Annotated in this window: 11 protein-coding genes and 1 tRNA gene; 10 read left to right on the top strand and 2 right to left on the bottom strand. The window is 67.6% G+C overall.

All coding sequences use genetic code 11. From position 1 onward, the window contains the following. Positions 1–49 precede the first annotated feature (49 nt). From V7Q48_RS01735 to V7Q48_RS01720, 4 genes are all read left to right on the top strand, one after another. Positions 50–2,884: a TonB-dependent receptor gene (locus V7Q48_RS01735; protein WP_333835887.1), complete on the top strand. Its 2,835-nt coding sequence runs from the start codon at positions 50–52 to the stop codon at positions 2,882–2,884. Positions 2,885–2,973: 89 nt separating this feature from the next. After that, entirely contained in the window at positions 2,974–4,470 is a 1,497-nt protein-coding gene (locus V7Q48_RS01730; protein WP_333835886.1) for a tryptophan halogenase family protein, read from the top strand. Next, positions 4,467–5,972: a tryptophan halogenase family protein gene (locus V7Q48_RS01725; protein WP_333835885.1), complete on the top strand. Its 1,506-nt coding sequence runs from the start codon at positions 4,467–4,469 to the stop codon at positions 5,970–5,972. Before V7Q48_RS01730 ends, V7Q48_RS01725 begins: the two co-directional genes overlap by 4 nt. 11 nt (positions 5,973–5,983) lie before the next feature. Next, positions 5,984–7,705, top strand: a complete 1,722-nt coding sequence (locus V7Q48_RS01720) for an alpha-glucosidase (protein WP_333835884.1) — start codon at positions 5,984–5,986, stop codon at positions 7,703–7,705. Between the two features lie 172 nt (positions 7,706–7,877). On the opposite strand, the gene V7Q48_RS01715 is transcribed toward V7Q48_RS01720, so the two are convergent. Continuing rightward, a tRNA-Gly gene (locus V7Q48_RS01715) sits at positions 7,878–7,951 on the bottom strand. A 37-nt stretch (positions 7,952–7,988) separates the two neighbouring features. After that, on the bottom strand, positions 7,989–10,091 hold the full coding sequence (locus V7Q48_RS01710) for a protein-disulfide reductase DsbD family protein (protein WP_333835883.1): 2,103 nt from the start codon (positions 10,089–10,091) through the stop codon (positions 7,989–7,991). 250 nt (positions 10,092–10,341) lie between these two features. On the opposite strand from V7Q48_RS01710, the gene V7Q48_RS01705 reads away from it, so the two are divergent. From V7Q48_RS01705 to V7Q48_RS01680, 6 genes are all read left to right on the top strand, one after another. Continuing rightward, positions 10,342–12,060 carry an alkaline phosphatase family protein gene (locus tag V7Q48_RS01705; protein ID WP_333835882.1) on the top strand — a complete coding sequence of 573 codons (1,719 nt, stop codon included), beginning with the start codon at positions 10,342–10,344 and terminating at the stop codon, positions 12,058–12,060. Beyond that, positions 12,060–13,310: a UbiH/UbiF/VisC/COQ6 family ubiquinone biosynthesis hydroxylase gene (locus V7Q48_RS01700; protein ID WP_333835881.1), complete on the top strand. Its 1,251-nt coding sequence runs from the start codon at positions 12,060–12,062 to the stop codon at positions 13,308–13,310. The genes V7Q48_RS01705 and V7Q48_RS01700 overlap by 1 nt, the downstream gene beginning before the upstream one ends. Further along, positions 13,310–13,699: a nuclear transport factor 2 family protein gene (locus V7Q48_RS01695; protein WP_333835880.1), complete on the top strand. Its 390-nt coding sequence runs from the start codon at positions 13,310–13,312 to the stop codon at positions 13,697–13,699. The genes V7Q48_RS01700 and V7Q48_RS01695 overlap by 1 nt, the downstream gene beginning before the upstream one ends. A gap of 485 nt (positions 13,700–14,184) precedes the next feature. Beyond that, positions 14,185–14,625: a hypothetical protein gene (locus V7Q48_RS01690; protein WP_333835879.1), complete on the top strand. Its 441-nt coding sequence runs from the start codon at positions 14,185–14,187 to the stop codon at positions 14,623–14,625. Next, the gene (locus V7Q48_RS01685) at positions 14,625–15,071 is read left to right on the top strand and encodes a hypothetical protein (RefSeq protein WP_333835878.1); all 447 of its coding nucleotides are present in this window, start codon (positions 14,625–14,627) and stop codon (positions 15,069–15,071) included. Before V7Q48_RS01690 ends, V7Q48_RS01685 begins: the two co-directional genes overlap by 1 nt. Before the next feature lie 34 nt (positions 15,072–15,105). Continuing rightward, on the top strand, positions 15,106–16,602 hold the full coding sequence (locus V7Q48_RS01680; RefSeq protein WP_333835877.1) for a terminase: 1,497 nt from the start codon (positions 15,106–15,108) through the stop codon (positions 16,600–16,602). Positions 16,603–16,604: the final 2 nt, after the last annotated feature.

The raw sequence follows: 16,604 nt of genomic DNA, 5'->3' as shown, positions 1-16,604 counted from the left end.
GACCGACGGCATAGAGTCGCAAGGCCCGAACAGGGAGAGGATTAGTCGCATGATCACAAGGAAGAGTCTCGTCTGCTCGACGGCGGTCGTCGCCATCCTGAGCGGGAGCGGCGCCTGGGCGCAGCAGGCACCAGTGGATACCGCGGTGGCCCCGCCAGCCGATGCCGCCATCGTCGTCACCGGGCTTCGCGCCAGCCTCGAGCGCTCTCAGGCGGTCAAGCAGAACAGCACCTCGGTGGTCGAGGCCCTTGCCGCCGAGGACATCGGCAAGCTGCCGCAATCGAGCGTCGCAGACTCGCTCGGTCGCCTCGCCGGCCTGGCCGGTGAACGCCGGGCCGGTCGTCTCAGCGGGATCTCGGTGCGCGGTTTCCGCGAAGACTTCGTCGGCACCACGCTGAATGGCCGCGAACTCATCGGCATCGGCGACAACCGGGGCGTCGAATACGATCTCTACCCTTCCGAAATCATCGACAGCGCCGTCGTCTTCAAGACGCCGAGCGCGGACCTCATCGCACAGGGTGTCGGCGGTACGGTCGATCTGCGCACGATCCACCCGCTCGAACACAAGCGAACGCTGGTGGCGAACGCGTCGTTCGAGAAGAACGGCATGAAGTCGAAGAACCCCGATTTCAAGGATACCGGCTACCGCGCGGCGCTTTCGTTCAGCGACAAGTTCGCGAACGACACCATCGGCGTGGCCTTGACCGCAGCTACCACGTCATCCCCGACGCAGGACGAATTCTTCAGCGTCTGGGGCTATGACAAAGGCGTGATCTCGTCGGGTCCGAACGCGGGCAAGTATGCACCGGCCGGTATCGACATCTCGTCGCGTTCGCGCGTGCTGAAGCGCGACACCGTGGCGGGCGTGCTTGAATTCAAGCCGACCGACCAGTTCTCGCTGACGTTGGACGGGCTCTACATCAAGTTCTCGGATCGTGGCATTTCGCGCGGCTTCATCGAGGCGCTGCCGGTGGCCGCGGATGGCAGCACGGTAATCAAGACCGATGGCAACCACGTCGTCTCGGCGCGTACCACGGGCTTCAATTCGGTGCTGCGGACCGACCCGCTCGACAAACGCGGCGAGCTCAAGACCTTCGGCGGCAACCTGAAGTGGGAACCCTCGTCGGACGTTCATGTGATGCTCGACGTGTCGCACGCCGAGAGCAACAAGCGCGACACGCGCGGTGAGAGCTATTCGGGCCTGGGTCGCGCCGGCCTGACCACGCAGGGCCCCAACAACCTGCGGACCTATACGTATTCCGACAATGGCCTGTCGTTCTCCAACAATTCGCAGGCCTACAACGACTATAACGTCGTCCGGCTGGCGGGTCCGCAGTCGTGGGGTGGCGGCCTCGCGCCGATCACCGAGTTGAACCAGACCGCCGTGATCGGCTCGAGCGGGCAACCCATCGGTTTTGCGCAGGCGCAGGACGGCTTCGTCAACACCGGCATCTTCGACGAGCGGCTCAATGCCCTGCGCTTCGAGGTGCAGAAGGATCTCGAAGGGTCGTTCGTCAAGCACGTGAACCTTGGCGTGCGCTATTCGGATCACAAGAAGTCGAAGACCAACCAGGGCTTCTTCCTGACGGCCAAGACCTATCCGATCGATGGCCCGATCCCAGCAGATGCACGTCGCGGCACGGCGGATCTGAACTGGGTCGGCCTGGGCAACGTGGTTGCCTATGATGCGCTCAGCCTCATCAACAGCGACTTCTACAAGCGCTATGACGCCGGCGCGCTCGAGCCCGATCGTCTTGGCGACACCTATTCCATCCGGGAGAGGGTGTGGCAGCCGTTCGTGAAGGCGGACTTCGAGGCCGAGTTCAGCGGCGTGCGGATGTTCGGCAATATCGGCGTGCAGGGCGTGTTCACGCGCCAGCGCGGCTCCGGCTTCAATTCGGTGATCGGGGCCAATCTGCGGACCATCGCGACGCCGATCAGCGACGGTGCGAACTACACCCGCGTGCTGCCCAGCCTCAACCTCAACTTCGATCTGGGCAGCGGGCATACCCTGCGCTTCGCCGCCTCGAAGGTGATCAGCCGGCCGCGCATCGATTATCTGAATCCCGGCTCCTCGGTGAAATTCCGCAACAACGTGGCCAACGTGACGAACACCGATCCGGGTTTGGGGCCATGGGTATCGACCGGCGGCAATGCCGAGCTGCGACCCTATGAAGCCAACCAGTTCGATGCGAGCTACGAATACTACTTCGCGCCGGACGGCTTCGTTTCGGTCTCGGGCTTCTACAAGGATCTGGTCAACTGGAACGTCGCTGCAACGACGATCCGCGACTACACCCAGTTCTACATCCCCGGCTATCACCAGGCCGTCAGCAGCGACGGTACGACGATCTACACGCCGGCGACGTTCAAGGGCCTCAACACCACCTTTACCGGCGGTCTCACGGGCTCGGTCAAGGGCGTGGAACTGCAGGCCAGCGTGCCGTTCGGCCGCCTGACCAAGGCGCTGGACGGGTTCGGCCTGGTGGGGGCGATGGCCTTCACCGACGGCAAGCTCAACAACGGCTCCGACGTGCCGGGCCTGTCGAAGCGGGTCTACAAGGTGACCGGCTACTTCGAGAAGTCTGGCTTCTCGATCCGCGGCTCGATGAACAAGCGCTCGGCCTACCTGTCGGAGGACCGCGGCGGCTCCAATACGATCTCGCCGGTCAATCGCGCAGGTGAAACGCTGGTCGATGCCCAGATCGGGTACGACTTCAAGTACACCGGCCTGAAGTATCTCGAAGGCCTGCGGATTTCGATCCAGGGGCAGAACCTGACCGACCAGAAGGACATCTACACCGATACCGGCAGCGGCCTCGTGTCGCGATCGGAGCGGTTCGGGCGCAACTTCATGCTGAACCTGACGTATTCGTTCTTCTAAGACCCGTCGGTCCCTGACGATATCCCTTGCCGGCGACCATGCCGGACGGGGATATTGGCAGGGCACGACGAACTGGAGAGAAAGAGAACATGAACCGTCTCATCCGCAAGGTCGTCATTCTCGGCGGCGGCACGGCAGGATGGATGACCGCGGCGCTGCTGTCCAAGGTGCTGGGCGAGCAGGCTGCGATTGAACTCGTCGAATCCGATGACATCGGCATCATCGGCGTGGGCGAAGCGACGATCCCGCCGATCCAGCTCGTCAATTCGGTGCTCGGCATCGACGAAGCCGATTTCCTGCGCGAGACCAAGGCGACGATCAAGCTCGCCATCCGCTTCGAGAACTGGGGCGGGATCGGCGAGAGCTACTATCACACGTTCGGCACCGCCGGGCGGAACACGCCGTTCGCCTCGTTCCATCATTTCTGGAACCGTGCGCGCAAGGCGGGGCTGGGCGGCAGCTACTGGGACTACGATCTCAACTACCTGGCCGCGGAAGCCGGCAAGTTCGCCCCGACACACGGCAACGATCCCATTTGGGACATGCCCTATGCCTATCACTTCGATTCCGCCCTCTATGGACAGTACCTGCGCCGCTATTCCGAGAAACGCGGCGTCGTGCGGACCGAGGGCGTCGTCGGCGCGGTCGTGCGCGCAGCGGGTGTCGGCGATATCCTGGCCCTGGTGATGCAGGACGGGCGGCAGGTCGAAGGCGACCTGTTCGTCGACTGCTCGGGCAGTCGCGGCGTTCTCATCCAGCAGCAGCTCGGCACCGGCTATGACGACTGGAGCCACTGGCTGCCCTGCGACCGGGCGATGGCGGTGCCGTCGGAACGCTTTGCCCAGACCTTGCCGTTTACCCGCGCCATCGCCCACAGCGCAGGCTGGCAGTGGCGCATCCCGCTGCAGCATCGCAACGGCAATGGGCTGGTCTATTCGAGCCGGCACTACAGCGACGACGAGGCCGCCAGCCTTCTGCTCGGCAATCTCGATTCAAGCCCGCTGGGCGAGCCCAAGATCATCCCCTTCCGCACCGGACGCGCCCGCCGGCAATGGAACCGCAATGTCGTGGCCGTGGGCCTGTCGAGCGGTTTCCTCGAGCCCCTGGAATCGACCAGCATCTACCTCATCCAGTCCGCCATAACCCGGCTTGTGCACCTGTTCCCGCATCAGGGGATCACGGCGGAGCTGGTCAACGAATACAACCGCCAGTCGCAGATCGAGATGGAGCTGGTCCGCGACTTCATCATCCTCCATTATCACGTCAACGCCAGGCGCGGCTCGCCGTTCTGGCGCGCGATGCGGCAGATGGAACTGCCCGAGCGCCTGGCGAGCAAGATCGCACTGTTCCAGGCCAACGGGTCGCTGGTGCAGGACCAGTACGACATCTTCATGGAGCCATCATGGGTGCAGGTGCTGATGGGGCAGGGGATCGTGCCCGTCGATCATCACCCGCTGGCCGATGGCCCGAGCGAGGCCGAGCTGGCCGCGCAGCTTGCGCAACTGGCAGCAGTCAAGGCGCGGCCGCTGGATCAGCTGCCGAGCCATGACGACTATCTCCAGCGCATGACGGCACGAGCGCCGTGATCCCGCCGCCGCGCATCGTGATCGCCGGAGGGGGCAGCGCGGGCTGGATGACGGCCTGCCTGATGGCGAAGCGCTGGGGTCACCTGGGGGCTGAGGTCACGCTGGTCGAGGCGCCGGACATCGCGACGATCGGCGTCGGCGAAGGTTCGACCCCGTCGCTCAAGCGCTTCTTCGAAATACTGGGCATCGCCGAGGCTGACTGGATGCCGGCCTGCGATGCGACTTACAAGGCCAGCATCCGCTTCGTCGGCTGGAGCCCGGCGTCGGAAGTGGCGGACTACAGCCACCCGTTCACCACACAGATCGACGTCCATACCGAGGACGCCTTCGTCAACAACTGCCGCAACCGGCGGCTGGGCTACGACGTGCCGACCCGCCCCGGTGCTTTCCTGCTCAATGGCGTGCTGGCGGCGGAGGGCAAGGCACCGTTGACCCCCACCAACTTCCCGTTCCGCATGGAATACGGCTACCACTTCGACTCCGCGAAGCTGGGGTTGTTCTTGCGCGCCCATGCGATCGCGCAGGGCGTGACGCACCTGTCGCGGCGGATCGTGCGCTGCGAACAGGCGGAAAGCGGGGATGTCGCAGCGCTCGTCACCGATCGCGGCGAGCGCATCGCAGGCGACTGGTTCATCGACTGCAGCGGCTTTTCCGCGCTGCTGATGCGCGGGACCCTGGGCGTGCCGTTCCACAGTTTCAGCGACAACCTGTTCAACGACGCCGCGGTCGTGCTGCCGACGCCGCCCGGAGAAGCCATCCCGGTCGAGACGGTATCGACGGCCCTTTCGTCGGGGTGGGCCTGGTCGATCCCGCTCACCACCCGCTTCGGCAATGGCTATGTCTATAGCCGCGACCACCTTGCGCCCGAGCAGGCCGAGGCCGAACTGCGCAGGCATCTCGGCACTGCCGCAGACGGCGCGGAGGCGCGGCACCTGACGTTCACGCCGGGGCAGCTGGCGCGCCATTGGGAACGCAACTGCCTGGCCGTGGGTCTCGCGCAGGGGTTCGTCGAACCGCTCGAGGCCACCGCGCTCCACCTCGTGCTCAACACGGTGGACCTGTTCGTCGACCATCTCGAACGCGGGGGCTTTACAGCCCGCCATCGCGATGCGTTCAATGCGGTCATCACCGGGCGGGTCGAGCGGGTGCGCGATTACATCGTCGCGCACTACAAGCTCAATACGCGTGACGACAGCGACTACTGGCGGGCCAACCGGGCCAACACGCATCTGTCCGCGCCGCTGCTCGAAATTCTCGACGTATGGTTTCGTCGCGGGGATCTGGCGGCCAGACTTGGCGCAATGGAGGGCCTCAGCCACTTCCAGAACCTGTCGTGGCATTGCCTGCTCGCCGGCTACGGCGCCTTCCCGCCGCTCGGCGCGGAACAGCGCGATGACGTCGATTTCCATCGCGACCGCGACGTCGCGCGGTTCCTTGGTGGATGCGCAATGAATTTTCCCAGCCACGCCGAAGCCCTCGGGCTCGGTGCCATGGCATGTTGACAGGAGTGACGATGAGCAGCGGCAAACGGGCGACCGGACGGATGTGGAGCAGGGCCATCATGGGCGGCCTGCTGGCGCTGCTGTCGGGCGGACAGGCACTGGCGAAGGCCCCACCGCCGGCCGCCGAGCCATGGTGGGCGCATGCCGTCATCTACGAGATCTATCCGCGCAGCTTCCAGGATACCAATGGCGATGGCATCGGGGATCTCAAGGGGGTCACGCAGCGGCTCGACTACCTGCAGAAGCTCGGGGTCGACGCGATCTGGCTGACGCCGTTCTTTCCCTCGCCCAACAAGGATTTCGGCTACGACGTCGCCGACTACACCAATGTCTCGCCCGAGTACGGCACGATGGCCGATTGGGACGAACTCGCGCGCGAGGCCCGCAAGCGCGGCATCCGCATCCTCGTCGATTTCGTGCTCAACCATTCGTCCGACCAGCACGCGTGGTTCAAGGAAAGCCGGTCCTCGCGCAGCAACCCCAAGAGGGACTGGTATGTGTGGAAGGACCCGGCCCCCGACGGTGGCCCGCCGACCAACTGGGAATCGATCTTCGGCGGCTCGACCTGGGAATACGACAAGGCCAGCGGCCAGTATTACTATCACATCTTCTACAAGGAGCAGCCGGACCTCAACTGGGGCAATCCGGGCCTGCGCAAGGCGATGCACGATGTCGTGCGCTTCTGGCTCGATCATGGCGCCAGTGGCTTCCGTCTCGATGCGACGCCCTATCTGTTCGAAGACCCGACCTGGCCCAACGATGCCGACGTCAAGAGCGGCCCGCCGGCGGGGCTCAAGCCCTACAACAGCAACCTGCCTGCCACGCGCGAGGCGCTTAAGGATCTGCGCAAGGTGCTCGACAGCTATCCCGGTCAGCGCGTGCTGCTGGGCGAGAACGCGATCTCGACGGTTGCCGACCTGCGGCGGGTCTACGGGGCCAAGGGCGATGAGATCAACCTGCCCATGGACTTCCTCTACAAGGACGTCCCGACGCTCGATGCCGCCGCCTTCAAGGCGCGGATCGACGAGGCCGAACTCGGGCTCGATGGCCTGCCGCCGGTGTTCCACTTCAGCAACCACGATACCACGCGCCAGCGCACCCGCTATGGCGACGGCATGCATGACGAGGCGATCGCGAAGCTGACCGGCGCGATGACGCTGACCCTGCGCGGCACGGCGCTGATGTACTATGGCGAGGAGATCGGCATGGCCGATCTTCCGGCCGCGACGCTCAAGGACTTTCCGCTCGGCCCCAAGCGGCAGGTCGCGGACAAGCGCGATCCAGAACGCTCGCCCATGCAATGGAGCGGCGGGGCCAATGCGGGCTTCACCACCGGCGCTCCGTGGCTGCCGCTGCACCCTGAGGCGCAGACCGTGAACGTGGCCCGGCAGCAGGTGGACAAGGCATCCATGCTGGCTTGGTACACCGGGCTCCTCCACTTGCGCCACAGCGACCCCGCATTGCGCAGCGGTGCCTATCTGCCGCTTAACAGCGGCAATCCGCAGGTCGTCGCCTATGCCCGCGTCTCCAAGTCCGGGGCCGGCGTGCTGGTGCTGCTCAACATGAGCGGCCAGCGCCAGCGTCTCTCGATCACCGGTTGGCCAGCGAGCCGCCCGCAAGCCGGCGATGTCGTCATGGCCAGCCCCGCGGCCGGCGCCGCCAATCTGGTCGACCCGGCTCTGGAGCACTACGCGGTCCAGCTGGTACGCTTCTCGCCTGCATCGGCGAAGTAGGGGCCTGAAGGGTGCGTGATGCCGGGTTCGGGGGCATACCGCCCGAGCCCGGCTATGCGCGCACCCCGGACGCAGAAGGTTGCGAGAATGCACGAGCGCCCTGAGGGGCGGCGGCTATTTCGGATTTTCCGGGGTTCATCCAGACGCCGGCGAACGCGCGCGGTCTGGAAAGTGGAGCGGGTGAAGGGAATCGAACCCTCGTATTCAGCTTGGGAAGCTGCTGCTCTACCATTGAGCTACACCCGCTCGGGAGCGCGGCGATTGCCACAGGCTTTTTGGGTGGTCAACTGCCTTGTGAGGATCGGGCGAGGGTGGGGAGCGTCTCCGGGGTCAGGACCTGGGGCAGGACCTTGGCGTCGGTGGCGCCGGGGGCGTACCACAGGTAGAGCGGGACGCCGGCGGCACCCTGTTGGGTGAGGAAGGCGGTGATCGCCGGGTCGGCCCTGGTCCAGTCACCGACCAGCACCTGGACGCCAGCCTTGCGGAAGGCCTCGGTCGTGGCGGGGCGGTCGATGGCGACGTTCTCGTTCACCTTGCACGACAGGCACCAGTCCGCCGTGAAATAGAGGAACACCGGCTTGCCGCTGGCACGGGCGGCGGCGAGCGCGGAGGCGCTGAACGGGCGGGCGCCGGGGAGTGCGCCGCTGGCGGAGGCGGGGGCCTGCGCCAAGCGCGGGGCGCCGAGGAACGCGGCGGCGCCGAGCGCGAGGATCGTCGGCACGAGCCACACCGCGACCGGGCGGCCAGCGCGGCGGCGGCGTTCGGCAAGGGCAAGCGCGGCGAGCAGGGCCGCGGCCAGCGCGAAGGCGGCGATCGCGAGTGGCCAGCCGCCCTGGCGCGAGGCCAGCCACAGCAGTGCAAGGACCGTCAGGCCCATCGGCACGGCCATGAAGTGGCGGAACTTTTCCATCCATGGGCCGGGCTTTGGCAGCAGGCGGCGCAGCGGCGGGACGAAGCCGATCAGCAGGAACGGGAGCGCGAGACCCAGGCCAAGGGCTGCGAAGACGGCAAGGCCCGCGAGCGGCGGCAGGACGAGCGCCACGCCCATCGCCGCGGCCATGAACGGACCGGTGCAGGGCGTGGCGACGAAGGCGGCGAGCAGGCCCGTGCCGAAGGCGCCACCGATCGTGCCGACACTGTTGCCGCTGCGCGAGACCGACAGGCCGGGCAATTCGTAGAGACCGGCGAAGTTGGCCGTGATCGCGGCGGCGAGCAGCACCAGCACGGCAATGACGCCGGGGTTCTGCAACTGGAATGCCCAGCCGACCTGGGCCCCGCCGGCGCGCAGGGCGAGCAGGGCCGCGCCGAGACCGAGACAGGCGAGGATGACGCCGGCGGAATAGGCCAGCCCTTCGGCGCGGGCGTGGCTGCTGTTGCCGCGGGCCAGCGCCATCGCCTTGAGGCTGAGGATCGGGAACACGCAAGGCATCACGTTGAGAATGAGGCCGCCGGCGAGCGCGCCCAGCATCGCGAGCACCAGCGTGCGCCAGGCAAAGGGCGTGGTGCCGCCCATGGCCAGCGGGGTTCCGCCGGCGGGGACTTCGCCGGGCTGCGCGGTGAACGACAGGCCGCCGCTGCTACCGGCGCCCGTGGCACCCTGCTTGTCTGCCCCGAATGCCAGCACGCCCGAGACCGATTGGGGGTGCTCGACCATCATGCCCTTGGCGCGGGGGAGTTCGGCGACCAGCCAGTCTCCGGTACGGCGGAAGGCCTGCGGGGCGGCGTAGTCGACCAGGCCCTGTCCGGCGATGAACAGGTGCGGCGTGCCGATGGTGGCGGTGGCCGGAAACGGAATGGCGATGGAAAGGCCCTTGGCGGTGGCGGCAAACCGCGCCGGCCGATCGAGCGGGGCGGGCAAGGCGGCGCGCCAGGCGGCGAAACGTGTATCCCTGCCGCCGCTGCTGACAGTGCTACCGCTGCCGACGGTAATGGTGCCGCTGAGGTCGGCCTGTTCGGGCACACAGATCGTGTCGGTACAGGCGAGCCAGCGCGCCTTGGCGCTAACCGCGAGGGGGCTGCCGGCGCGGGCAGTGGCGGGTATGGTCACGTCTACGAGCACGGCATAGTCGTGTTCGTAGACGTGGTTCATCAGCCCTTGGATCAGCAGGGTCTGTGGCACGGGGAAGCGGAGGTCACCGGCCTTGGCGCCGGCCGGCAGCGACCAGTCGAGCGAGAGCGGCAGGCCGGCATCGCCCGGATTGGTCCAGTAGCCGTGCCAGCCCGGCTCGGGCTGCATGAGCACGGCCATGGTGACCGTCTGGCCCGGCGCCACCGGGCCTTCGGCGAGCAGGGTGGGGCGGATGTGGGTGGGCCGCGCGTCGCTCTGCCGGCCCTGGGCGGAGGCAGCCAGGGCGGGTTGCGCACATGCGAGGAGGCAAAGCCACAAGACCGTAACAATGCTACGTGATGGCGTCATCCGGTTCGCCAACGCGCGAAGGACCATCTTCCGAAACCGCTGCAACAGGGGGCTATCCTTTGAATGTCGCGCCGGACTATGCCTTTCGCGCCGAGGCGGTTTACGGCAGGCGACCCGTATCGTCCAGCTTGGCCCGCCGTTGTGCACGGTCGGGCAGGTGGACAAGCCGGAGCCCCAGCTCGAGTCATGCGCCAAAGCCTTGCGTGAAAGAGGAATCCCGATGCATCTGCCCCCCCTGCTGCGTTCCACCCTGCTTGCAACCGCGCTGGCCCCCGCAATTCTCATGGCCTCGCCTGCCCTGGCCAAGGCGGCCAAGACGCCAAAGCCGGCCGCCGGGGCGTCACCCATGGCGGCGCCCGCTGCGGCCCCGGCGCCCGCCGGCCCTCCGCACCTGCTGATCGCGATGGCGATGGACCAGTTCTCGGCCGACCTCTTTGCACAGTACCGCAGCCACTTCACCGGCGGTCTGGCGCGGCTGGCAAGCGGTGCGGTGTTTCCCGCCGGCTACCAGAGCCACGCCGCGACCGAGACCTGCCCGGGGCACTCGACGCTGCTGACCGGCGTGCATCCGGCGCGCACCGGGATCATCGCCAATACCTGGATCGACCAGTCGGTCGGCCGGGCGAAGAAGGAAGTCTATTGCGCCGAGGACGAGACGCGTGAGCCCGCCGATCCCAAGGATTACGTGTCGAGCGTCAGGCATCTGCTGGTGCCGACGCTGGGCGAGCGGATCAAGCAGCAGTGGCCCGCGGCGCGCAACGTCTCGGTCTCGGGCAAGGATCGCGCCGCGCTGATGATGGGCGGCCATGTCATCGACCAGGTGTGGTTCTGGAAGACCAAGGGCTTCGTCACGATCGACGGGCGCCCGGTGCTGCCCGCGGTCGATGAAGAGAACGCCAAGGTTACCAAGGTCTTGGCAAGCGGCGCGCCGGCGATGCAGTTGCCCGCATTTTGCGCCGCGCGTGAGGGGGCGGTCAAGGCAGGCAGTGCCACGGTCGGGACCGGGCACTTCGCGCTGACCGCGGGCGATGCGACGGCGTTCCGCGCCTCGCCGCGCCTCGACCAGGCGACGCTCGACCTGGCGCTCAAGCTGGTCGACGCGATGAAGCTGGGCCAGGGCAGCGTGCCCGACCTGCTGTCGGTGAGCCTGTCGGCGACCGACTATGTCGGCCATTCGACGGGGACCGAAGGGCCGGAGATGTGTTTGCAACTGGCGACCGTGGACAAGGCGCTGGGCCTGTTCTTCGCGGCGCTCGATGCACGCGGGATCGACTACGGGGTCGTGATGTCGGCCGATCACGGCGGCTACGACATGCCCGAGCGGCTCAACCTCCAGGCCCTGCCGCAGGCGGCACGCGCCGATGCGAACCTGCTGCCCAAGGCGATCAGCGCCGCGGTGGCGGCCAAGGTCGGCCTGCCGGGCGATGGCCTGATCCTGGGCGATGGAGCGGCCGGCGATTTCTGGGTCAAGGCCTCGCTGCCGGCGGCGGACAAGGCAAGGGTCGTGGCGGCCGCGAAGGACTTGCTGGCGGCCCATCCGCAGGTCGCGGCCGTGTTCACGGCGGCCGAGCTGCAGGCTGCACCCGCGCCGAGCGGTTCGCCCGAGACCTGGAGCCTGCTCGACCGCGCCCGCGCCTCGTATTACGCGCCGCGCTCGGGTGATTTCGTGGTGTTGCTCAAGCGCGGGATCATGGCCATGCCGAGCGCGTCGGGTGGATATGTCGCCACGCACGGCTCGCCCTGGGATTACGACCGCCGCGTGCCGATGCTGTTCTGGCGCAAGGGCATGACCGGGTTCGAGCAGCCTTCGCCCGTTGAAACAGTGGACATCGCCCCCACCCTTTCGGCATGGATCAATTTGCCGGCGCCCGAAGGCGCCTATGACGGTCGCTGCCTCGATCTCGATCCGGGGCCGGGCAGCACCTGTGGAGTGAAGTGATGAGCGAGCTGGCGATGGATGCGACCGCGACGGGTGACGTGATCCGTGGGGACGTGGTGATTCTGGGCGGCGGGCTGGTCGGCATGACGCTGGCCATCGGCCTTGCCAAGCAGGGGATCGCCAGTGTCGTCGTCGACTCGTCGGATCCGGCGGCAATGACCGCCGACGGGTTCGACGGGCGCGCCTCGGCCATCTCCACCGCCAGCTGGAACCTCTATACCAACCTCGGCATGGCCGAGGCGCTGTCGGCCAAGGGCTGTCCGATCGACGCGATCGCGGTGATGGACAGCCTCAAGCCGGGGCGCATCGACTTCCGCCCCCAGCCGGAGGAAGGCTCGCTGGGGCGGATGTACGCCAATCGCGACTTGCGCACGGTGATGTACGAGGCGGCCGCGCGCGAGACGCTCATCACGTTTCTGCCCAATGCGCGGGTGGCGACGCGCGAGCGCGGGGCGCATGGGGTGAGCGTGACGCTCAGCGATGGACGCGTGCTCAAGGGTAGCTTGCTGGTGGCTGCGGAGGGGCGTCGCAGCCCGACGCGCGACGAGGCGGGCTTTACGCCGGCGCGCTGGGATTATGGGCACCGCGCGATCATTGCCGGCCTCGTCCATGAAAAGTCGCACGAGAACGTTGCCTGGGAAATCTTCTATCCCGCCGGGCCCTTCGCCCTGCTGCCGCTGCTGGACGACGAGGCCGGGCGGCACCGTTCGGCGCTGGTGTGGACGGTGGCAGAGAAGGACGCTGCGGGTGTCCTGGCGATGAGCGAGACCGCGTTCCTGCGCGAAGTGGAGAAACGCATGGGCGGCGTGTTCGGGGCGATCACGCTCAACGGCGCGCGCTCGTCCTATCCGCTGAATTTCCATCATACCGTGCGGGTCGTCGAGGACAGGCTGGCGCTGGTGGGCGATGCGGCGCACGGCATGCACCCGATCGCGGGGCAGGGCCTGAACCTGGGCCTGCGCGATGTGGCGGCGCTGGTCGAGGTGCTGGCCGAAGGCGCGCGGCTGGGGCTGGAGCCGGGCGATGCGCAGTTGCTGGCTCGCTACGAGCGGTGGCGGGCGACTGACACCTTCATGGTGGCAGCCGCGACTGACGTGCTGACGCGCCTGTTCGGCCTGCGCGGACGCCTGCCGAGCGCGGTGCGGCGGATCGGCATGGCGGGCGTGCAGCGGATGCCGACGCTCAAGCGCTGGTTCATGGACGAGGCGCGGGGGATGAGCGGGACGCTGCCCAAGCTGTTGCAGGCCTGATGACCGAAGGGGGCGAGCTGGCGATCCGCCTGCAGCGGGCGGCGTTCAACCGCGCGCTGGCGGAGGCGGACCTCGCCGCGATCGGGCCGCTGCTGGCGCCTGACGTTGTGCTGGTGACAGGGAGCGACAGCGCCGTGCTGGCCGGGCGACGCGCGCAGCTGCAGGCGTGGAAGCGCGAATTTTCGGCGCGCGCCCGGACGATCTATGTCCGCACGCCCGATGCCATCGCCTGCTCGCCGGTGGCGCCGATCGCGCTGGAGCAGGGGCACTGGGAAGGTCGCGCGAGCGACGGTGCCACGATCGAGGCGCAAGGGCGCTATAGCGCCAAGTGGCGTCTGATCGGCGGGGCATGGGTGATCGTCGCCGAAATCTTCGTGACGATGGGCTGAGGGCTCGGCGCAAAGCCAACGGCGTTCAAGGCTCAGGCGCTCACGCGTTCTACCGACAATCCCGGAGCCAAAAACCGTCCGTCGCTGCCGGCGCGGGCGGGCGACCAGATCTGCCATGCACGCGTGTGCAGGGCGGGGATCGGTGTGTCGTGAGGAAGGGCGAAACGATGCCGGCGGCCATCGGGAAGGATGGCCTCGAACCATGACCAACCGGGTGGCAGTGGCGGCGAGTCGGGCATGAGTGGTCCGGCGGCGGGAGGGATGACACGGCAGTGGTTGAAGGAAATTTCCTTTTCTTGAATCGACCCTTACTGCCGATGGTACGAGAATGGAACGATCTCGATTAGGTAAATAGGAAATTTCCTATATTCGGAAGCAACGGCTAGAGGCCGTATCCAACGCGACGAGACGAACGAGCCGCAGTGCCGAGGATGGTGCGCTGCAGGCGGTGCCGGCTGTCGCATCTGAAAGAGGGGGACAACGCCATGCCCATTGCCGCACGCACGCGTGCCTTTGCCGAACCTTTGGCCCAGGATGCCCCGGCTGGGCCGGCTGCCCCGGCGCCCGAGAGCGAGCGCCGGGAGGAGCGCCTGTCGCTCGCAGGCCTTAGCTGGACCGAGCGGACGACGTATCATGCCCTGGTGGAGGCGGCCGAGGCGGGGCTGCCCTGTCCGACGAACATCGATATCGAGATGTTGTGCGGGTACAATTCCTGCTCGATGGGGCCGGTCATGGTGCGGCGGCTGGAGCGCAAGGGCTTCATCCGGGTCGAGCGTTTCCAGCGGTTTCGGATCGTCGAGATCGTCGCCAGCGGCAAGCGGACCGCGCGCAGTGCCAGCATGCACGTGGACCGCCCGCATGTGCCCAAGGGGGCGCGGACGCCGCGGCCGACCGATCGCAAGCCCTATCGCCAGGGGCGCGATTGATGGCGCGGCCGCGCAAGCTGCCGCGTGACGCGGCACTGGCCGAGGCGCTGCTGGCCGGGCTGGCCGAGGGAGTGACGCTGCGCAAGCTGTGCCGGCGGCACGGCGTGGCGGCCTCGCTGGTCCAGCGCTGGCGCCTTGAGGACAAGGACTTCGCCCGGCGCTTCGCCCTGGCGCGCGAGGCCGGCTTCGAAGCGATCGCCGAGGAGGCGCTCGAGATCGCCGACGACGATGCCGAGGACGTCGTCACGAAGGAAAAATCCGACGGGAGCGTCAGCGTCGCCAAGAATCCCGACAACGTGGCGCGCGCGCGGCTGCGGGTGGAGACGCGATTGAAACTGCTCTCGAAATGGGCTCCCGGCAAATACGGCGAAAGCGCGGGGAGCGACGGGCCGGACTGGAGCGCGCGGCTGGCCGCGGCACGGGCACGGGTCCTGCGCGGGCGGTGATGGCACGCCTGCGGCATGAGCGGGGGAACAGGCGATGATGTCCAGCGAACTGGCCGAGGCGATCGGCGGTTTCACGCACGATCCGCTGGGCTATGCCCTCTATGCCTTCCCGTGGGGCGAGGGCGCCCTGGCGGGGATGACGGGGCCGCGAGGCTGGCAGCGGCACGTGCTGGCCGAGATCGGTGCGCACCTGGCCAACCCCGCGACCCGCCATCAGCCGCTGCGCATCGCTCGCGCTTCGGGACACGGCATCGGCAAGTCCGCACTGGTGGCGATGGTGGTCAAATGGGCGCTCGACACCTGCCCCAATGCACGCGTGCTGGTGACGGCCAATACCGAAAGCCAGCTCGATACCAAGACCGGACCGGAGATCGCCAAGTGGGCGCAACTGGCGCTGACCGCCGGGTGGTTTCGCCAGACCCGGCGGGCGCTGACCGCGACGGCCGCGGGGCACGAGGCGGCGTGGCGCTGCGACCTGGTGACCTGGAGCGAGCATAACACCGAAGCCTTTGCCGGGCTGCACAACCTTGGCCGGCGGATCGTGCTGGTCTTCGACGAGGCGTCGGGCATTGCCGATGCGGTGTGGGAAGTGGCGCTGGGTGCGCTGACCGACGAGGGCACGGAACTGATCTGGCTGGCGCTGGGCAACCCGACCCAGAACACCGGCGCTTTCCGCGAATGCTTTGGCAAGCATCGCAGCCTGTGGCGCACCGCGCAGATTGATGCGCGCGAGGTCGAGGGCGTGAACCGTGCCTATCTGGACGAACTGGTCGCAGCCTATGGCGAGGACAGCGATGTGGCGCGGGTCAGGGTGCGCGGGCTGTTCCCTTCGAGCGGGACGATGCAGTTCATCCCGCTCGACCTGGTCGAGGCGGCGCGGCGGCGCTCGGTGCCGGAAGGGCTGCCCAGCGATCCGGTGATCTTCGGCGTCGACTGCGCGCGGTTCGGCGACGACGAGAGCGTGCTGGCGATCCGTTGCGGCCGGGATGCGCGCAGCCGGCCGTGGAAGGCGTGGCGCGGGGTGGACGCGATGCAACTGGCGGGCGACATCGCGCTCGAGGCGGCGCGGCACCGGCCGGATGCGATCTTCGTTGATGCCGGCAATATCGGCGCGGCGGTGGTCGATCGGCTGCGACAATTGCTGGGCTCCGACGTGCCGGTGATGGAAGTGTGGTTCGGCGGCAAGGGTCGCGAGGCCGAGCTGGAGCCGGGGGTGGCGGTGCCGACCGCCAACAAGCGGGCCGAGATGTGGACCCGGATGCGCGCCTGGCTGGCGCAGGCCGCGCTGCCCGACCACGAGCGGCTGCGCGATGACCTGATCGGGCCGACTTATGGCTTTGCCGCCGACGACACCCGCGTCCAGCTGGAGCGGAAGCCCGACATGAAGCGGCGCGGATTGCCCAGCCCCGACTGGGCCGACGCGCTGGCCTGCACCTTTGCCGAGGCGGTTGGCCCGCGCGCCGTGCCTGCATGGCTGGCGCCGCCGCCACGCGAGGACGACGGCGCGGGCCGCTATGGCGAGCTGGGCTGAAC

The sequence above is a fragment of the Novosphingobium sp. genome (genome assembly GCF_036803765.1).
Taxonomy (GTDB): Bacteria; Pseudomonadota; Alphaproteobacteria; order Sphingomonadales; family Sphingomonadaceae; genus Novosphingobium.
The sequence above is the reverse complement of the archived record's forward strand: the minus strand, read 5'-3'. Positions and strand labels throughout refer to the sequence as shown.

What these genes read in the sequence shown, in the direction of transcription:
- V7Q48_RS01700 (WP_333835881.1), top strand. Translation starts at nt 12,060, where the DNA reads ATGAGCGAGCTGGCGATGGATGCGACCGCGACGGGTGACGTGATCCGT.
- V7Q48_RS01735 (WP_333835887.1), top strand. Translation starts at nt 50, where the DNA reads ATGATCACAAGGAAGAGTCTCGTCTGCTCGACGGCGGTCGTCGCCATC.
- V7Q48_RS01685 (WP_333835878.1), top strand. Translation starts at nt 14,625, where the DNA reads ATGGCGCGGCCGCGCAAGCTGCCGCGTGACGCGGCACTGGCCGAGGCG.
- V7Q48_RS01720 (WP_333835884.1), top strand. Translation starts at nt 5,984, where the DNA reads ATGAGCAGCGGCAAACGGGCGACCGGACGGATGTGGAGCAGGGCCATC.
- V7Q48_RS01680 (WP_333835877.1), top strand. Translation starts at nt 15,106, where the DNA reads ATGATGTCCAGCGAACTGGCCGAGGCGATCGGCGGTTTCACGCACGAT.
- V7Q48_RS01705 (WP_333835882.1), top strand. Translation starts at nt 10,342, where the DNA reads ATGCATCTGCCCCCCCTGCTGCGTTCCACCCTGCTTGCAACCGCGCTG.
- V7Q48_RS01730 (WP_333835886.1), top strand. Translation starts at nt 2,974, where the DNA reads ATGAACCGTCTCATCCGCAAGGTCGTCATTCTCGGCGGCGGCACGGCA.
- V7Q48_RS01695 (WP_333835880.1), top strand. Translation starts at nt 13,310, where the DNA reads ATGACCGAAGGGGGCGAGCTGGCGATCCGCCTGCAGCGGGCGGCGTTC.
- V7Q48_RS01690 (WP_333835879.1), top strand. Translation starts at nt 14,185, where the DNA reads ATGCCCATTGCCGCACGCACGCGTGCCTTTGCCGAACCTTTGGCCCAG.